Annotated in this window: 19 protein-coding genes; 14 read left to right on the top strand and 5 right to left on the bottom strand. The window is 36.9% G+C overall.

The window, feature by feature from the left end:
• Positions 1-303 precede the first annotated feature (303 nt).
• A complete protein-coding gene (locus FZF08_RS05590) occupies positions 304-708 on the top strand; it encodes a Dabb family protein (RefSeq protein WP_229216425.1) in 405 nt (134 codons plus the stop codon).
• A gap of 71 nt (positions 709-779) precedes the next feature.
• On the opposite strand, the gene ung is transcribed toward FZF08_RS05590, so the two are convergent.
• Complete coding sequence (gene ung, locus FZF08_RS05595) at positions 780-1,445, bottom strand: uracil-DNA glycosylase (RefSeq protein WP_159467651.1); 666 nt, start codon at positions 1,443-1,445, stop codon at positions 780-782.
• A gap of 148 nt (positions 1,446-1,593) precedes the next feature.
• Between ung and apaG the strand changes: the two genes are divergently transcribed.
• On the top strand, positions 1,594-1,980 hold the full coding sequence (gene apaG, locus FZF08_RS05600) for a Co2+/Mg2+ efflux protein ApaG (protein ID WP_137341966.1): 387 nt from the start codon (positions 1,594-1,596) through the stop codon (positions 1,978-1,980).
• A 57-nt stretch (positions 1,981-2,037) separates the two neighbouring features.
• Positions 2,038-2,814 (top strand): O-methyltransferase, encoded by a 777-nt coding sequence (locus tag FZF08_RS05605; RefSeq protein ID WP_159467652.1) that lies wholly within the window; start codon positions 2,038-2,040, stop codon positions 2,812-2,814.
• Between the two features lie 11 nt (positions 2,815-2,825).
• Here the strand turns inward: FZF08_RS05605 and FZF08_RS05610 are convergent, their stop codons facing one another.
• Positions 2,826-3,911: a putative zinc-binding metallopeptidase gene (locus FZF08_RS05610; RefSeq protein ID WP_159467653.1), complete on the bottom strand. Its 1,086-nt coding sequence runs from the start codon at positions 3,909-3,911 to the stop codon at positions 2,826-2,828.
• Positions 3,912-4,003: 92 nt separating this feature from the next.
• Between FZF08_RS05610 and FZF08_RS05615 the strand changes: the two genes are divergently transcribed.
• The 7 genes from FZF08_RS05615 (at position 4,004) to FZF08_RS05645 (ending at position 10,766) form a co-directional block, all read left to right on the top strand.
• Positions 4,004-4,972, top strand: coding sequence for a DUF2157 domain-containing protein (locus tag FZF08_RS05615; RefSeq protein WP_159467654.1), 969 nt, complete (start codon positions 4,004-4,006; stop codon positions 4,970-4,972).
• Positions 4,969-6,111, top strand: a complete 1,143-nt coding sequence (locus FZF08_RS05620; protein WP_159467655.1) for a hypothetical protein — start codon at positions 4,969-4,971, stop codon at positions 6,109-6,111. The genes FZF08_RS05615 and FZF08_RS05620 overlap by 4 nt, the downstream gene beginning before the upstream one ends.
• Positions 6,112-6,169: 58 nt before the next feature.
• On the top strand, positions 6,170-7,162 hold the full coding sequence (locus FZF08_RS05625; protein WP_159467656.1) for a glycoside hydrolase family 43 protein: 993 nt from the start codon (positions 6,170-6,172) through the stop codon (positions 7,160-7,162).
• Positions 7,163-7,604: 442 nt separating this feature from the next.
• A complete protein-coding gene (locus FZF08_RS05630; RefSeq protein ID WP_159467657.1) occupies positions 7,605-8,393 on the top strand; it encodes an ABC transporter permease in 789 nt (262 codons plus the stop codon).
• Positions 8,394-8,397: 4 nt separating this feature from the next.
• The gene (locus FZF08_RS05635) at positions 8,398-9,162 is read left to right on the top strand and encodes an ABC transporter ATP-binding protein (protein WP_159467658.1); all 765 of its coding nucleotides are present in this window, start codon (positions 8,398-8,400) and stop codon (positions 9,160-9,162) included.
• On the top strand, positions 9,162-10,190 hold the full coding sequence (locus tag FZF08_RS05640; protein ID WP_159467659.1) for an MlaD family protein: 1,029 nt from the start codon (positions 9,162-9,164) through the stop codon (positions 10,188-10,190). Before FZF08_RS05635 ends, FZF08_RS05640 begins: the two co-directional genes overlap by 1 nt.
• A gap of 207 nt (positions 10,191-10,397) precedes the next feature.
• Positions 10,398-10,766: an Hpt domain-containing protein gene (locus FZF08_RS05645; RefSeq protein ID WP_159467660.1), complete on the top strand. Its 369-nt coding sequence runs from the start codon at positions 10,398-10,400 to the stop codon at positions 10,764-10,766.
• A gap of 83 nt (positions 10,767-10,849) precedes the next feature.
• Here the strand turns inward: FZF08_RS05645 and FZF08_RS05650 are convergent, their stop codons facing one another.
• Both FZF08_RS05650 and FZF08_RS05655 read right to left on the bottom strand, forming a co-directional pair.
• On the bottom strand, positions 10,850-12,022 hold the full coding sequence (locus FZF08_RS05650) for a glycosyltransferase family 2 protein (RefSeq protein ID WP_159467661.1): 1,173 nt from the start codon (positions 12,020-12,022) through the stop codon (positions 10,850-10,852).
• Between the two features lie 3 nt (positions 12,023-12,025).
• Positions 12,026-12,943 (bottom strand): glycosyltransferase family 2 protein, encoded by a 918-nt coding sequence (locus FZF08_RS05655; protein ID WP_159467662.1) that lies wholly within the window; start codon positions 12,941-12,943, stop codon positions 12,026-12,028.
• 185 nt (positions 12,944-13,128) lie between these two features.
• Here FZF08_RS05655 and FZF08_RS05660 point away from each other — a divergent pair, with 185 nt between their 5' ends.
• The 4 genes from FZF08_RS05660 to FZF08_RS05675 are packed head-to-tail and all read left to right on the top strand — an operon-like array spanning position 13,129 to position 15,768.
• On the top strand, positions 13,129-13,680 hold the full coding sequence (locus tag FZF08_RS05660) for a hypothetical protein (protein WP_229216426.1): 552 nt from the start codon (positions 13,129-13,131) through the stop codon (positions 13,678-13,680).
• 5 nt (positions 13,681-13,685) lie between these two features.
• The gene (locus FZF08_RS05665) at positions 13,686-14,834 is read left to right on the top strand and encodes a response regulator (RefSeq protein ID WP_229216427.1); all 1,149 of its coding nucleotides are present in this window, start codon (positions 13,686-13,688) and stop codon (positions 14,832-14,834) included.
• A gap of 5 nt (positions 14,835-14,839) precedes the next feature.
• Positions 14,840-15,181, top strand: a complete 342-nt coding sequence (locus FZF08_RS05670) for an STAS domain-containing protein (protein WP_159467664.1) — start codon at positions 14,840-14,842, stop codon at positions 15,179-15,181.
• Positions 15,181-15,768, top strand: a complete 588-nt coding sequence (locus tag FZF08_RS05675) for an anti-sigma regulatory factor (RefSeq protein WP_159467665.1) — start codon at positions 15,181-15,183, stop codon at positions 15,766-15,768. Before FZF08_RS05670 ends, FZF08_RS05675 begins: the two co-directional genes overlap by 1 nt.
• Here FZF08_RS05675 and FZF08_RS05680 read toward each other — a convergent pair.
• Positions 15,765-16,994: a glycosyltransferase gene (locus FZF08_RS05680; RefSeq protein ID WP_159467666.1), complete on the bottom strand. Its 1,230-nt coding sequence runs from the start codon at positions 16,992-16,994 to the stop codon at positions 15,765-15,767. The genes FZF08_RS05675 and FZF08_RS05680 overlap by 4 nt on opposite strands.
• Positions 16,995-17,170: the final 176 nt, after the last annotated feature.

Here is a 17,170-nt window from a genome sequence, read left to right on the forward strand (position 1 = left end):
TTTATACTGAATTAATCAAAAAAAGTAACCTGTCTATATTTATAATAAACTCATTTTTTCAGTTTTATCAGTTTTTTTATCAAATCAGCAGTTTTTGAATACTCATAATCTCATTTGATTAAATATTACCTCAAAAACACCTCCAAATAAAATACTGCAATTCAGGACTTAACCTTATAAATATTTCAAAAAACACCTTAAAAACAATATTAATGACATTATTTACAGAAATAATACAATTTAAAATAATTGTTTTACATTTGTTTAACAATAAGATATGACTGTTATTAAGTCCCCCAAAAGATGAGAACTAAAAATAAAACAATAGGATATTTAGTACCGGTTTTTATGCTAAGCGTTTTTATGCTTATCATTTATGGAGCATATGTTCCTCACAAACCAGCGGAAACACAGCGCATCGTTTGTATCAAATTTAAAGCGGGTACAACAAGTGAAGAAATGGAAAAAGAAATGCGTGATTTCGCAGTTTTGAAAAACAATGTGAAAGACGTAGTTGCTTATTCAGCTGGAAAAGTTCAAAAAACTGATGGAAACAAAAGTGAATACGATGTAATTCATTATTTGACTTTCCGTACAGATGAAGCTGCGAAACAATATGCTTCTAATGCATATCGCAATGACTTCGTTAAAAGTAATGAGTCCCACTGGGATAAAGTATTGGAAATGAATTCCGATATCGAAAAGTAATTATTTAATAGTAATAGGAGTGAAAATTATTAAAAAGAGTCGGGCTTCCCGACTCTTTTTTTCTTGTATCACTACCAGTTTATGAGTTCTAGGCCTTGCTTTTCAAGATAGGTATTTGCCTTACTGAAATGTTTCGTTTCAAACCAGCCACCATAATTTGCCGCCATTGGAGAAGGATGTTTTGCTTTCAAAACGTAATGTTTGCTTTCATCAATAACCTTCCCCTTATCCTGTGCATATTTACCCCAGAGCAAAAAAACCACATTTTCCTTTTCATCAGACACGCATTTAATAACTGCATCTGTAAATTGCTCCCAACCTCTCCCTTGATGCGAACCTGCTTTACCAGCTTCAACGGTTAAAGTTGAATTAAGCAATAAAACGCCTTGTGAAGCCCATCGTTCAAGATTTCCTGTTGCTGGAATTGGTTTTCCAAGATCACCTTTTATTTCTTTAAAAATATTGAGCAGTGACGGCGGCATCCTTACACCATCATTTACAGAAAAACATAGTCCGTTCGCCTGCCCCAAACCATGATAAGGATCCTGTCCCAAAATCACCACTTTACAATCGTCAAAACTGCAATAGTTAAAAGCATTGAAAATTTGTTTGGCCGGGGGAAATATTTGTTTAGTCGCATACTCACTTTTGACAAAATCAGTGACCACTGAAAAATATGGTTTTTCGAATTCTGCCGCCAGTCGCTTTTTCCACGACTCTTCTATTTTAACATCCATACTTTTATTATTAATTTAAATCCAAATTAATTGATTTTTGATTTGCTTTTATCAGTAAATGATGACTATTTTCGTTTATATTGAAGTTTAACAAAAGACATACCAACATTTTTGTTGATCAAGATCTTCAACACTATCCTCAATCCGTATGGTTTCGAAAGTGACAGATGGCGTAAAAGTCACAGTATTGACAGAATATCAGCCTGATTACTCCAATCCAAGGCAGGATCACTATGTGTTTACCTACAAGATTCTTATTGAAAACCACAGTGAACATACCGTAAAGTTGTTGCGCAGACATTGGCTTATCTACGACGCAAACGGAACCGTACGTGAAGTCGAAGGCGAAGGAATTGTGGGCTTACAGCCCGTTTTAGAGCCTGGCGATATTCATGACTATGTTTCAGGATGCAATTTGCGTACGGATCTCGGCAAAATGGCCGGTACTTATTTGATGGAACGAGTTTTGGACGGACGCCAATTTCGGGTCATTATTCCTGCTTTCGCTCTGGTGGTTCCGTACCGCTTAAACTGACAAATCTTAATTAATCCAGTATCTTTTACTGTTTCTATTTTATTAAAATTTCTTCAATTGATTACTGCTTATTTTAAGTATCTCTTGCGTTCAGGAAATGAACATTCCATTCACTCTCCTTTTCTTTTCGATTTATATACCCAGGTTATAAAAGATAAGGACGAGAAACATGACGATTATTCTGCCTTACAGGTATTGAGAAAAGAGCTGCTGGCTTCCAATGAGGAAATTGAAATTCTGGATTTGGGCGCTGGATCCCGTATCAATAAATCCAATCTGCGCAAAATAAAAACGATTGCAAAAAATGCAGAAAAACCGGAAAAGTTCGGAAAACTTTTTCATCGTTTGATTCGGCATTTTCAGCCTGAAAGCTTGTTGGAGTTAGGTACATCGCTTGGGCTCACTACGCTTTACATGGCGAAAGCAAAACCAGATTCACAGATTATATCTTTTGAAGGTTGTCCGGAAACCGCAAAAATAGCTCTTCGCAACTTCAAAAAATCAAATGCAAAAAATATAGAAATAATCCTTGGCAACATTGATAAAACATTACCCGAAAATCTGAAAAAATTTACTGACGGCCTTGATTACGCCTATTTCGACGCCAATCATCGATACGAGCCAACCGTCAGATATTTTGAGGATTGTTTGCCTTATGCCAAAAACGATTCTGTTTTTATTTTTGATGATATTTATTGGTCAGAGGAAATGACCCAGGCCTGGGAATATATTAAGGCGCATCCACAGGTAACACTTACCGTTGACCTATTCTGGATCGGATTGGTATTTTTCCGAAAAGAACAGGTTAAAGAAGATTTTGTGTTGAGATTTTGATAGAAAAAATTCTAGTTGAATTGTTTTCTTACACCTGCCTCTCTTACAATTTCATGAATAAATCGTAACTTTTCTTTAATGGTACGGCTTATCACAAACGGATATAAATCCCGCAAACCCATACTACGGTTCAGACTGTTCATAGCAAAGGTTAACGGTAGCCACATGTCAATAATTTCATCGAAATTAGTAACGGTGTATGGATCGACGAAGGAAGTATTCATATCATCTTCCGGCCTGACAACACGTGGTTTGACATTCAATCCAAAAGAATCCGCTGTTTCCAGTGTATCAACAATGTGCATATAATGGGCCCAGGTTTCCGCCCAGTCCTCCCAGGGATGCGCGCTGGCATATTTACTAATAAACTGTTTCTTCCAGATCTTGGAGGAATTATTGGAATAATACAATTGTAGTGCATAGCCATAATCAGCTCTTTCATCGCCAAACAGATTTCTGAAAAGGAACAATTTATCTGTTCTGCCAATTAAAATATCCCAATAATAATGGCCGATCTCATGCCGGAAATGCCCCAGCAAAGTTCTATAAACCTCATTCATCTGATTTCTGGACATCTCCCGATAAATATCATCAGCTTCGGCTATATTGATGGTTATCAATCCATTATCATGGCCCGTAAGAATTCTGTTACCATTGGTGGAATTTCTGTCAGATAAAAAATCAAACATGATTCCTCCCGGCCCAAAAGCATTTTTACTTTTAACTTCAAGCCCAAATCTCAGTAAGGAATGTATAAGTCGGCGTTTTGCTGTTTCAACCCGGTACCATTTATCATAATCGTCCTTTTGCCCTAAATAAGGAATTGTCCTGTTTAATTCACAAGCTACACAAAAAGGAGAATAACTGCCCGTTGGTACCAGCCAGTTGCAAACGTTATGATTGTGATTCTGGCAATATTTATATGAACTCTGGTTTCCGTTTTGATTGATAAGTTTAAAGGATTTATTGTTTTCTGGTTTCAACGCATAAAGTTTTAGCTCTCGCGTTTCGAAACCCAGGGAGGAGTGGCAATGCTGGCAATAAATATTTTCAAAATAAACGGCATGGCCGCAACTACTGCATTTAAATAACTTCATATTTTACTACTTATTAACTGGCAATATACAGATTCCAAGAATCAATTATCTTTAAAAATTATTTATACAAATTTCTCTCATTTGTGACATCAATGACTACAAAATCAATTCTGGAAAGTTTCATTAATAATGGAATTATACCGGAACAACAGGCCACACTGATCACCGAATATGAACGTACCAAATCATTTTCCATCCACCGAGAACTTCGCGCAATCCTCTATGTTGGTATAACGCTTCTTACGACCGGACTAGGAATTCTGATTTATAAAAATATCGATACCATTGGGCATCAGGCAATTATTGTATTGATTGCGGGATCAATCCTGGCTTGCTCCTATTATCTTTTCAAAAACAGACAACCTTTCAGTCGTGGAATTGTAACAAATTCTGATCAATTTTCGCAATATGTACTCATTCTTGCCTGTACTTTATTTCTGATACTGGAAGGCTATTTACAATATCAATACCAATTTTTTGGTACCCGATATGGTATTGCAATATTCATTCCAACCGTACTTTTCTTTTTCTGTGCATACAGATTTGATAACCGCCCTGTACTTTCCATGGCCATAACGGGACTTGCTTCCTGGCTGGGTTTGACTATTTCTCCCCTGTCCGTTTTGGAGAAAAATGATTTCACCGCACCAGGAATAATAATTACAGGTATTATTCTCGGTATCGCGTTAGTAGCATTTAGCTGGCTTTCGGAAAAGAAGGAAATGAAAAGCCACTTCGGATTTACATACATCCTTTTAGGGGGAAATCTGGCTGCAATTTCAGGTTTAGCGGGACTATTCAGAAATGATCCAAAAATACTTTACTTCGTTATAACGGCGGCATTATGTGCATATTTAATCCAAAATGCCAGAAAAAACCAATCTCTTCTATTTTTACTTATGGGTGTAATTTATGGATATATCGCTATAACTTACGCAGCATTTGTGTTCCTGCCCGATTCTATCTTAGCCGGTTTAAGTATTTTCTACTTTCTCTTCACCAGCCTCGGCGTATTATTCTTCCTATTGAATGTTAAAAAAATCCTCAGATTAAAAAAATGAAAAAGCCATATAACGAAACCTGGATCAACAATCTCCATATTCAAAATATCAGTCAGTCATGGTTTAAAAGGAATTTGATAACCCCGAAACAATTTGAAAAAATTATACTGGAATTTCCCGAGTCATTTTACAAGCCTGGAATATTTGTAAAAACCGGACTTTTCCTCTTTACACTTTTGGCCGGATGTTTTTTTTCGGGTTTTATTTCTTTGTTCTTTCTTGAAAATAGTACTGACAAAATTTTCACTGTACTCAGCATTGTGTGTTCCATCTCTTACTTCTTTACTTTGGAATACATGATTAAAGACCGAAAACTTTATCATTCAGGTATTGATAATGCACTGCTGTACATGGCAGCCGTTGCGGCGCTGATTCCTTTATTCTTATCCTTTGATCATTTGAAAATCTGGCAGTATTGTTTGATTATACTGATCGTAAACAGTTTTCTTCTGGCTCGATATGCTGATATCCTTATTGCATTTATTAGTGTCGGCGCATTGTACGTGATGTTTGCCAATGTTATTGTCGCTACTCCGCAATTGAAGCCGTTTTTGCCCTTTTGCCTGATGTTGATTTCTGCAATAATATATTCACTCAACCGAATCAATTATGGAGTTTATTACACTAATTGTCAAATTGTTATAAAAATAGTAGCACTGGTAATTTTTTATCTGGGAGGTAATTACTATGTTGTCAGAGAAGGAAATGCGTTACTTTCCGATTTACTAACGCCCATTGCTCCGCAAATTCCATTCTCTGGATTATTTTATATATTGACTATGGCTATTCCTGTCATTTATATCTATTTCGGACTACAAAACAAGGATCGGATTCTATTTATCACAGGATTATTAACAACTGCATTTTCTGTCTTTACTTACCGATATTATTTTGACATCATACCCATGGACTTGATATTGGTAATAGCCGGATCCGTAGTGATAATTCTTTCAGTATTGTGCATTAAATATCTTAAAACTCCCCGATTTGGTATTTCTGATCAAAAGGATGAAAGCCAAAGCACCGCTAATCTGGAAGCAATGCTTATCGCGCATCAGTTTGGGCAAGCGCCCGCAGGAGATCAATTACATTTTGGTGGCGGCGATTTTGGTGGCGGTGGCGCTGGAAATTCATATTGACAAGCCAGGAATTTGATTTCCCTCCTTCTCCGCTTAACTTGCAAATAAAAACGTGTTTATGAAAAAAAAGCTTCTTCTATTTTCTATACTAGTATCAACCGCGAGTGCCTACGCACAAAATACAAAGACAACTTCCGGAAACCCAGTTTTTCCAGGTTGGTATGCTGATCCTGAGGGAATTATTTTCAATTCAAAACCACAGGGTAGTCAATACTGGATATATCCAACCTTTTCGGCTCCTTATAAAGACCAGGTCTTTATGGATGCATTTTCGTCCAAAGATCTTATAAACTGGACAAAACACTCAAAAGTTTTGGACACTTTAAATGTCAAATGGGCAAAAAAAGCACTATGGGCTCCATCCATTATAGAAAAAGATAAAAAATATTATATGTTTTTTGGGGCGAACGATATCCAAAACGATAAAGAAGCCGGAGGTATTGGCGTAGCCGTTTCTGATAAACCGGAAGGACCTTTCAAAGATTATTTGGGGAAACCACTGATTGATAAATTCCACAATGGCGCCCAGCCAATCGATCAATTTGTATTTAAGGATAAAGACGGACAGTATTATCTTTATTATGGCGGCTGGAAACACTGCAATGTGGCAAAACTGAAAAAAGATTTTACAGGATTTATCCCTTTTGAAGACGGAAAGATTTTTAAAGAAATCACACCGGACAGTTATGTTGAAGGTCCGTTTATGTTTATTCGTAATGGAAAATATTATTTCATGTGGTCAGAAGGTGGCTGGACAGGACCAAACTATTCAGTAGCTTACGCCGTAGCAGATTCTCCGTTCGGACCTTTCAAAAGAGTTGGTAAAATATTACAGCAAGACCCGAAAATAGGTACAGGAGCCGGACACCATTCGGTAATTCAGGTTCCTGGAAAAGATCAATGGTATATCGTTTATCATCGTCGCCCGCTCACAGAAACAGATGGGAATCATCGTGTTACCTGTATAGATCAAATGACGTTTGACGACACAGGTATGATCAACCCTGTAATCATGACGAATGAAGGTGTAAAAGCACAGCTTTTAAAATAGATTAAGTTTTATATAGGACGCAATCTTCGATTGCGTCCTATATAAGTTTTTCAATCCAAGTTACTTTTTACGTTTGTATTTTCAAGAATGATCTATTAAGTTCTTGTAAAAGTCTTTTGCCGAACTCCAGAAAAATCTACAGGCATATTATTTCACTTTTCTTTTCTTGAAAAAATTTAACATTCCGGAATGAAGTTCTTTGGAACATTTAATCTTTTTGCTTGTTGTTAAGAATATACGTTTTATTGACAACAAATTCTTTTTATTCCCTTATTTTCACAAAATCTCCGCTTATCTCCTCTCCATGGAATGCTTTTTGCTATGACAATTCGACAAAGAATAAATCGGGGAAAAGATGTTTATTAATGAAGTAAGAAGTGAAACCGCAGAAAAGTCGAAACATTTATAAAAATAGATCATTTAAACTTTGTAATAATTTTTAATGAGCACGAAACAAAAAGATCATGTTTTCACGAAAAATATAGACCATGCCCTTCTATCCGTATTCAATGGCTATAAATTTTTTATCCGATTTTTCAAAGAGGCTTTCCGCGGCCGTATGGAATTCCAGGAACTTGTCAAACAATGTTACGCTATCGGTTACAAGTCTTTGTTACTGATAGGCATGACCGGCTTCATTACCGGAATGGTATTTACTAAACAGTCCAGGCCATCACTTGCTGAATTTGGTGCTACTTCCTGGCTCCCGTCATTGGTTTCCATCGCGATCGTTCGTGCGCTTGCGGCATTGGTTACTGCATTGATCAGCGCTGGAAAAGTGGGTTCGAGCATAGGCGCTGAACTTGGTTCTATGCGCGTTACAGAACAAATCGACGCAATGGAAGTTTCCGCGATCAACCCTTTCAAATTTTTGGTAGTAACCCGTGTTTTAGCTTCTACGATCACAATTCCACTTTTAATGTTCTATTGTACGCTTGTTGGTTTAATGGGGGCGTTTCTAAACGTATATCTTAATGAGGGTACAAGTTTCAGATTGTTTATTGAAAAGGCATTTGAGCAAATCACATTTCTTGATCTTGGAACGTCAGTAGCCAAGGCGGTTGCTTATGGTTTTACAATCGGAATTGTGGGTAGCTATCAGGGTTATAATGCAACAAAAGGAACGGAAGGTGTTGGAAAAGCTGCCAATACCTCAGTGGTTTTGTCCATGTTCCTGATTTTTATTGAAGAAGTTATCATTGTACAAGTATCTAATTATTTCAGGGCTTAGGTATATGCAAAACGATAAAGAAAAAGGAGATCCAATAATTTCAATAAAGGAAGTGTATAAGGCCTTTGGCGAACTTAAGGTTTTAAATGGAGTAAATCTTGAAGTTTACAGTGGAGAAAACGTTGTTGTACTTGGGAGGTCCGGTACAGGAAAATCTGTTTTGATCAAGATTATAGTTGGTTTATTACAACAGGATAAGGGCAGTGTCAATGTATTGGGTAAAGAAGTATCCCAACTGACTGAAAAAGAACTTAACGACCTTCGCCGGAAAATAGGTTTTTCATTCCAGAACAGCGCTTTGTATGATAGTATGACTGTCCGTGAGAATCTGGAATTTCCACTTGTAAGAAATGTAGCTGGCTTAACCAAAGCCGAAGTTAAGGAACAGGTAGAATCTGTTCTTGATTCTGTTGGATTGTCACAAACGATTAACCAGGTTCCTTCACAACTTTCGGGAGGACAAAGAAAACGGATTGGAATCGCAAGGACGCTAATTTTGCAGCCTGAAATTATGCTGTACGATGAACCCACGGCAGGTCTGGATCCGATAACATGTATTGAAATCAATGAACTCATCAATGAGGTTAAGGAAAAATATAAAACAACATCCATCATTATTACACACGATTTGACCTGCGCAAGACAGACCGGAGATCGGGTGGCAATGTTGCTCGATGGACAATTTCAACAAACAGGTACATTTGAAGAGGTATTTGCTTCGAAAGAAGAAAGAGTTAAAAGTTTTTACGATTATAATTTTATTCAATAATGGAAACAAGCACTAGAAAACGCTCCATCGTAGTAGGTCTTTTCGTGGTATTAGGATTAGTTATTTTACTCGTTGGGATACTCACGATAGGAAGTATGAAAAAAGTTTTTTCATCCAATATAACAGTCAAAACAATTTTTGAAGATGTAAACGGTCTCAAAGCGGGTAACAACATCTGGTATTCGGGTGTGAAAATAGGGACTGTAAAATCACTTCGTTTCCTTCCTAATTCTCAGGTGGAAGTGATGATGAACATTGAAGAAAAATCACAGGAATTTGTCAGAAAAAATGCCCTGGCCAAAGTGGGTACGGACGGTTTGATTGGTAATAAAATCATCGTTATTTATGGAGGAACACAAAAGGTACCTTCCATAGAGGATGGTGACCAGCTGGCAGTTGCTAAGGTAGAAAGCACGGATGAAATGCTAAGTGTACTTTCAGAAAACAACAAAAACCTTTTGTCAATCACAGATGCATTTAAAAAAATCAGTAAAAATATTCTGGAAGGAAGAGGAACTGTGGGTATGTTACTGAATGATGAAAAGTTGTATCGTGATGTAGAATCAACCTTAACAGGTTTAAACAAAGCGTCTTCGAACGCACAAGCACTTACCGCCTCACTTTCTACTTATACAGCCAAATTGAATCAGAAAGGCGGACTTGCGAATGATCTTGCAACTGACACTTTAATTATGCATAGTGTACGTGGTACAATGGCACGCCTTGATAAAACCGTTAGTTCTGCTAATGAAATGGTGAATAATCTGAAAACTGCCAGTGCTGATATTAATTCTAATTCCAAGAGCCCTATCGGTGTATTGCTTCATGATGAAGTTACCGCAACCAATCTCAAGAGCACAATCCTGAATCTGGAAACGAGCACATCAAAACTGGATGAAAATATGGTCGCTTTACGCTCAAATTTTCTATTCCGAAGATATTTCAAAAAACAGGACAAGAATAAAGCCAAACAAGAAGATGAAATGAAAAAGCAAGAGATGAAGGCTGATACAGGATCCGTTAAATAGTAATGTTTAAATAATTTTTGCAACTGACATGCCAATCAGGGCTAATTTTTAAGAAATAATAGATAAATTAACCTATACTACAAATTAATAAAAGAACTCCATATAAATTTGTATTTGGTAATGACTTTAAAATTACGGGAAAGACCAGCAATGGTTCACCCATTGAAGTATTAATTAACTCTTATTTTAACCCATAACAATCTCTGAATGGCACTGCAACTTAATCCTGCACTCGACGTTAACTATCTTAATCAGGTATATGGTGATGACGCGTCAATTGTTCAAATCATTTTCGAGGCATTCTTGTCTGACTCTTTGCCCCGCTGGCAGGGTTTGCAAACAGTTTTGGAAAACGAAAATCTGACGGAGGCTGCAAGTATCGTTCACGGAATTAAACCTTCTTTTACGATGGCAGGTCTTACCAGCATAAGACCAAAAGTTGATGAACTTGAAAAAGCCATTCATGCCGAAACAGAAATTCAGGATCTAATTGCGCATTATCACAGAATCAGCAAGGATGTATATTCGATAACACCAATTTTGGAACAGGAAGCTGAGCGGTTGGGGAAACTTTAAAATATAATTCGATATAAAAAGACCGTATAATTCCAGAAATGAGATTATGCGGTCTTTTTTGTTAGTACAACTTGCAGGAAACGTCAGGCAGTCTTTCTTTTCGATTTCTCCCACGCCGCGCTTTGGCTGCCTCTAAAATACCTGTCGATCCCGGCGATAACCGCATAATTCATTACACAGAAATAGTACGGAATAAACAAAGCCTTAACCTTAATCTTACGCCTTTCAAGCAGCCATCCGGCAAGAGATGCACCATAAAACAATACCTGGCCAAAGAGAATAATAATATAAACGAAATTCACAGATCTCAGGCAAATCACAAAATTCAAAATAAATACAAGAATCATCAGAAAAGGTGTCACCGTCCAGCGCAAAACACGATGACTAACATATTGAAACCAAAGCAGCGGATTTTCAAAAGGCGTCATCAGTTTTTTGAGACGTAAAATCGATTGAATACCACCTGCTGCAATACGGACTTTTCTTTTTAATTCTTCCGTAATATTATCAGACGAAAGCTCAGACGCATAGGCATCGGGCTCATAAATAATTCTATATCCCTGTTGGGCGATAAGCATGGAAATCATGAAATCATCCAGAATTGTATCTGGTTCAACTTCCTTATAAAGAGATCGTCGGACGCTGAACAATTCACCCGCTGCACCAACAACTGAATACAACTCGGAATCCCATTTTTTGAGCATAGACTCATATTTCCAATAGAATCCCTCCCCTGCTGTTGCATCGGAAACATCGTCCTGCATAACCCTTTTTTCTCCCGAAACGGCCCCCACGGTCGGATCAGCATAATGACGTGCGATGAGCAACAATGCATCTTTATTCAGAAAAGTATTGGCATCGGTGTAAACAACTACATCGGTATTTACCTCATGCATCGCCCTGTGGATGGCCATGATTTTTCCGCTTCTGGCAGCAGAATGCATCAATTTGATTTCAGGATGACGAGTAATTAAATCAGGCGTGCGGTCTGTTGAGCCATCTGTAACAAAAAGTAGATTTAATTTACCCTGTGGATATTTAAGATCTATTGTATTTCTTATTTTTTCTTCAATCAATGATTCCTCATTGTAGGCCGCTACAACCAGCGTTAAAGTGGGGAAATCCTGGTCGAGACTCGGATAAATTCGCTTTCCTTTGATTATTCTCCGGATTCGTACCAAAATATAAAGCACAATTCCATAACCCAGGAAAGTGTAAAAAACAATAAATAAACTGATCCAGAAAAGAACTTCCATAGATTAAGGTTTGAGGGTAAAGCCTAGATTTTTGCTGTCTGTGTTGTTTGAGAAATGCCAGGTGATAGCACTGATAAATACTGGAATAAAATTAAATTCTTTATTGATGAGATAATGAATGATATTTCTTGGAAACACAGTTGCCATGAAGTAGCACCAAAATATAACAAAAGTTGCTGTCGAAGTATTTTTACGAATAAATAGAATTCTGTTGCGTGTCATAAAAAATTCTTTTAACGCAGATCTTTTTCCGACGGAGACTGATTCTTTATGAAAAATAAGAGCCCTAAGGTCGACATGGATTTCGTAGCCTGCTTTCCGGATCCGCTCACACCAGTCAAGTTCTTCAAAATACAGAAAATAGTTTTCCGCCATTAATCCTGCTTTCTCTATTGCTTCCTTTCTGATCATCATGGCTGCACCGTGCGCATAGCCGGTTGGCCCGGAAAGGGAATCATATTGGCCATGATCTGCTTCAAACTGACCGACACAGGCATTTCTGGCGGTGTAATAATTCATTGGCGTATAACCTGCATATTGCAGCATACCCGGCTGATCAAAATAATGTATTTTGGGAGAAACAATGCCGATTACAGGATTTTCATCCATTGTTTTAACAAGCAAAGCTATTAGAGATTCAGTAACTTCCGTATCGTTGTTTATCAGAAAACAGTAATCACCAGTCGCTTGTTTTATACCTATGTTATTACCGCCAGCGAAACCAGTATTGGCATCAGAGCGAATAAAAATAATATCAGGATATTTAACTCTCCATTCCGGCACGGGATTCTCCTTACTCCCATTGTCAACTACAATGATTTCAAGATTCTGATATGTATTTATATCCTTTAACGACCTGAGCAGATCTTCTGTAATTTTGGGTTGATTAAAATTTACTGTAATAACTGAAACTTTTTTCATCACAAATAGGAAGAGTAATTTTACAGTAAAAAAGAGAATTTATTTTAATGATTTTGTAGAATTATTTCAAAATTAACAATAAAAATATAGCTTTAAACAAATTATAAAAATTGGAGAAAATTTTCATTTCAAATTCATTCTCAAATCCCTGGCAAAAAGTTAAAATATAATTTATCAAAGATAAAGTGAAAATTCCCCGGCTACCTGATTCGAATAGAATTTCTGAAATAAATGCAACCGAACCTCAACAGGTAGATCGGGAAAATCAATTGCTTGAAAAAAAGATTCAGGAACTCATAGGCGCTATTGAAGTTTCTAATATTAACAGCCAAAGTTCTAAACTATATCAAAAAAGAATTGCTGATGCTTTTCAGAAATCGATGCTGACTCCTAAGGAGTTGGCCCCATTTAAAGAACTGGATCAGGATAACAATTTGTCCAGAGAAGAACTGCTGGAAGGATTGGAAAAACTACTATCCGAAAACACATTTGACAGCGAGGTAAGCAAAACATATCTGCGCAAAAATACCTTACAAAAGGGAGTGATGTTCATCCTGGCCATTTTGCTTATTGTGGTTGGATTCGCCATGATCATTATGCCTGCTCCGCCAAGTTTTGAAATTTTTACTGTATTTTATTTTAATGCAAATGATGGGGTGACCGTTATGGATCTGGTTTCTTTGCTCATTATTTTTGGTGGGGTACTTGTGTTCATTCTAAATTTTAACAAAAAATGATAACCATGCCCGAACCTCCAAAATCTGTAAAAAAAATACTTCTGGTAGAAGATAACCTCCTTTTCAGAAAGGTAATGGAGGCGTCCTTAAAAAAAGCGGGTTATACCTGCATGTTATGTGATTCAGCATCGGCAGCCTTGCATTTATTGCAAACCGAAACACCTGATCTGATATTATCGGATTACGATATGCCTGAAATAAATGGTTTTGACTTTCGTCAGGCAGTTTTACTCAATCCAAACATTCGTGATATTCCCTTTGTGTTCCTGACTTCGTTCACCGACAATTCTCTGATACTGGAGGGCCTGAATATGAATGCATTGGATTATATCAACAAAGAAACCCATTTGCCGGTCATCATTTCCAAGTTAAATAACATCATAAAATCGCTTGAAAACGAGCATATCAGATCCATCAGGGAATTACGCATTGCCGCAGAAACACTCAATGTAAAGTCCATTCCAACTGCGAGTCCTATAACCAGCGGCTTCAAAGTTTATTTTTGGCATAAAGGTTATCGTGGATACCCGGGAGGCGATTTTATAGATTTTGTTCAGGTTGACCAGCGTTATTGCTTTGCATTTTTGGGAGATATCATGGGTAAAAAATGGAAAGCCTGGTTTTTTACTTTTGGCTTTTTAAGCTATATACGAGCTGCCATACGGTTTTGTGTTTTGGATAATGATTTTAAACTGGATTCGATTGTTACCAAAATCAACAAACTTGTTTATCTGGACGAAAGCCTTCAGAATATCCTATCCAGCCTGTCGCTCATATTGCTCGACAGCGAAACCGGTGAAGTTCATTATACAGGTGCCGGTGATCTTCCCTTAATTTATTTCAAACCTGCCGATCTAATCCCCAAAACGCTGCTTTCTTCCGGTTTGCTACTCGGCCTGCTTGAAGACGGCATGTATGATAAACAAATTATCAACATGAAAACCGGCGAACAGCTGGTGATATTCACAGATGGGATGATCGATATTCCCTCCAACGGCTCTAAGAAAAGCGATTATCCATTTTTTGTTGAGAAAATAAGTCCGTTTTTAGGTGATCCAAATAGTTTTGAATTAATAAAATCTAACGTTTTAGAAAGAATTGACGACACCAATCAAATGGACGACGCCAGCATCATTTTCATAGAAAAACAATAACCCTCATGATACTTCAAGTTAACCAAATCGAAAATATTGTACAGGCAACCATTTTGCCCGAAGAAGCAAGTCTTGCTAACGCCGACTTGTTCAAAGAAGAAATGATAACGCTCATTGCCGAGGGCGCTAAGCTCATTATGGTAAGTTTTGAGAATGTGAACTATATAGATAGCTCATTTCTCGGAAGTCTGGTAGTGGCATTAAAATATGCAATGCCCAGAAAAACAGATATTTACCTGGTAGCATTAAAGCCAGATGTCAGAAATTTGCTTACTCTGATAAGGATGGATAAAGTTTTCAAAATTTTCACCAGTTATGATAAGGCCATGGAAACATTCCATTTGTAATGAAAAAATACAGTCACAAGAAGTCATACATATTTCATAATAAGGCAGAAGGGTTAGCTTCGGTTGTGAGAAAATGTGTAGAATATATTAAAGAGCAAAATGAATTCTTGGGTGTACCTGTGGCTATTCATTCAAAAATACAATGGGCGATTACCGAATTACTCATCAACGGAGCTAAACACTCCGGCTCTGCAAAAAGTCGGCTTAATCTTAAATTTTCAGAGAGCGATCTCACTATTGAAAAGGAAGATTTCGGAAATTCACTTGAATTAATAGTAGATGCAGGTGAGAGTAAACTAACCTGGCCATTACTTGAAAACCTTGTAAATCAACATTTTGAAGTTTACAGAAATGGAATGGATTCTCTTCGCGTTTTCACCGCCTCAGAGAATAGTGCCATTTTCATTCTCGAAGAAGTTGAAGACGAAGAAATGCCCCTTTTGCTTGTCAACACCAGTGACCACTTTGGGTTAATGATCATTGCAAAATCCTCGGAGCATTTCACTTATATGTACGAAAAAAAAAGTGGGAAAAATATATTTAGTATTCGATTTGATTATAAAGGAAACCTGAACAAGAATCTTTAATGATTACCAAGGTTGCTTTTTTCTTTAATATCAAACTGATTCGAAATAATGTCTGCCATCTCATCAATCCTGCTCTCCCAGGTATTTTCAGCGGCAATTTTCACTCGCTCAGCTATCAGGGATGAATTGTCATTATTTATTGCGGCTTCAATAGCTTGGGAAAAACTTTTTGCATCAGAGCAAAAAGCAACACTTCCCTTTGTAAATTCAATCAAATCCGGATTAAAATCAATAGCCACAACAGGTTTCCCTGCTCCAAGATATTCAAAAAGTTTTAGGGGAAAAATACTATTACTTACATCATCCTTTTTGAAAGGAATAATCGCAACATCAAAACCTTTGATTACAGAAGGCATATGTTCATATGCAACCGAGCCTATAAAATATACATTTTCAGCCTCATAGTACCATTTTGGAATGAATTGCTTATCCTCCGGACCAACAAATACAAAACTTTTATCAGTATTTTTTTTTATGACTTTTTCAAGCAAATCATAGTCTATCCGCCGTTCGATTGCTCCGAAATATCCAATAACAGGCTTTTTTAATTTGGCAATAGATGGCATAACCGAAAGATCCGGGTCAAGCGCTTTGCTGCTATGCTCCAAGTTTGCTGCATTGGCAATAAAATAAGAATTTGGATTATCCCTTTTCTTTTCAACATACAATTGTCTGCTGCTGCATATGACTAAATCGCTCGTCTTAACCAGCCTATCTTCTGAAACTACACCGTGCTTTCTGTTAAACGTAAGAACCATTGGATCAAGGCAATGGTATATAGTTAGCATTGGATTCAGCTTTTCAGCAATATCGGGATAATGAAAATTAAAAGAGTTAATGAATATAAAATCCTTGATGTTGTATCTTGCAATTATTGCTTTCAACTTCATCCTTATAAGCTTTTCATTAAGCTTTAGGGCTATACGAAATAACGCGCCTTCCGGTAAAAAATTAATAGAAAAAAGTATTGGGGGAATAATAACTTTTAAATTCGGGACATCAGTCTCAACCAGAGAAGTATCCCATAATGAAATGTGATCTTTTCTGATTTTGTATTCATTAGACTTTCTAAGAAGAAAATAATCTTTTATAGTAAACGGATTCTCAACATAATAAACCTCGTTTTCTCTTGCAAGTAATTTGGCAGTCGTATAGTTCGTAGATTCAATAAGTGAGTCAAACCGCGGCAAGCCAAATATAATAATCTGATGTCCTTTAAGTTTCATTTATAAAATCTCCAACGAATTTAAGCAGTCTTGCCTGAGGTTCACGATAACAATGCATTCAATAATCAAAGAATAGCACCTAAATATAGCTTGTATCCAACGATAATTTATCGTGCAATTTATATTAATCTTTTCTAAATCAGTAATAGTAAGTTTTCTAATGCTCAAATACTGTT

Source organism: Dyadobacter sp. 3J3 (assembly GCF_009801115.1).
In the GTDB taxonomy this organism is placed as follows: domain Bacteria; phylum Bacteroidota; class Bacteroidia; order Cytophagales; family Spirosomataceae; genus Dyadobacter.

What these genes read in the sequence shown, in the direction of transcription:
- FZF08_RS05590 (WP_229216425.1), top strand. Translation starts at nt 304, where the DNA reads ATGAGAACTAAAAATAAAACAATAGGATATTTAGTACCGGTTTTTATG.
- ung (WP_159467651.1), bottom strand. Translation starts at nt 1,445, where the DNA reads ATGGATGTTAAAATAGAAGAGTCGTGGAAAAAGCGACTGGCGGCAGAA.
- apaG (WP_137341966.1), top strand. Translation starts at nt 1,594, where the DNA reads ATGGTTTCGAAAGTGACAGATGGCGTAAAAGTCACAGTATTGACAGAA.
- FZF08_RS05610 (WP_159467653.1), bottom strand. Translation starts at nt 3,911, where the DNA reads ATGAAGTTATTTAAATGCAGTAGTTGCGGCCATGCCGTTTATTTTGAA.
- FZF08_RS05615 (WP_159467654.1), top strand. Translation starts at nt 4,004, where the DNA reads ATGACTACAAAATCAATTCTGGAAAGTTTCATTAATAATGGAATTATA.
- FZF08_RS05620 (WP_159467655.1), top strand. Translation starts at nt 4,969, where the DNA reads ATGAAAAAGCCATATAACGAAACCTGGATCAACAATCTCCATATTCAA.
- FZF08_RS05625 (WP_159467656.1), top strand. Translation starts at nt 6,170, where the DNA reads ATGAAAAAAAAGCTTCTTCTATTTTCTATACTAGTATCAACCGCGAGT.
- FZF08_RS05630 (WP_159467657.1), top strand. Translation starts at nt 7,605, where the DNA reads ATGAGCACGAAACAAAAAGATCATGTTTTCACGAAAAATATAGACCAT.
- FZF08_RS05635 (WP_159467658.1), top strand. Translation starts at nt 8,398, where the DNA reads ATGCAAAACGATAAAGAAAAAGGAGATCCAATAATTTCAATAAAGGAA.
- FZF08_RS05640 (WP_159467659.1), top strand. Translation starts at nt 9,162, where the DNA reads ATGGAAACAAGCACTAGAAAACGCTCCATCGTAGTAGGTCTTTTCGTG.
- FZF08_RS05645 (WP_159467660.1), top strand. Translation starts at nt 10,398, where the DNA reads ATGGCACTGCAACTTAATCCTGCACTCGACGTTAACTATCTTAATCAG.
- FZF08_RS05650 (WP_159467661.1), bottom strand. Translation starts at nt 12,022, where the DNA reads ATGGAAGTTCTTTTCTGGATCAGTTTATTTATTGTTTTTTACACTTTC.
- FZF08_RS05655 (WP_159467662.1), bottom strand. Translation starts at nt 12,943, where the DNA reads ATGAAAAAAGTTTCAGTTATTACAGTAAATTTTAATCAACCCAAAATT.
- FZF08_RS05665 (WP_229216427.1), top strand. Translation starts at nt 13,686, where the DNA reads ATGCCCGAACCTCCAAAATCTGTAAAAAAAATACTTCTGGTAGAAGAT.
- FZF08_RS05670 (WP_159467664.1), top strand. Translation starts at nt 14,840, where the DNA reads ATGATACTTCAAGTTAACCAAATCGAAAATATTGTACAGGCAACCATT.
- FZF08_RS05675 (WP_159467665.1), top strand. Translation starts at nt 15,181, where the DNA reads ATGAAAAAATACAGTCACAAGAAGTCATACATATTTCATAATAAGGCA.
- FZF08_RS05680 (WP_159467666.1), bottom strand. Translation starts at nt 16,994, where the DNA reads ATGAAACTTAAAGGACATCAGATTATTATATTTGGCTTGCCGCGGTTT.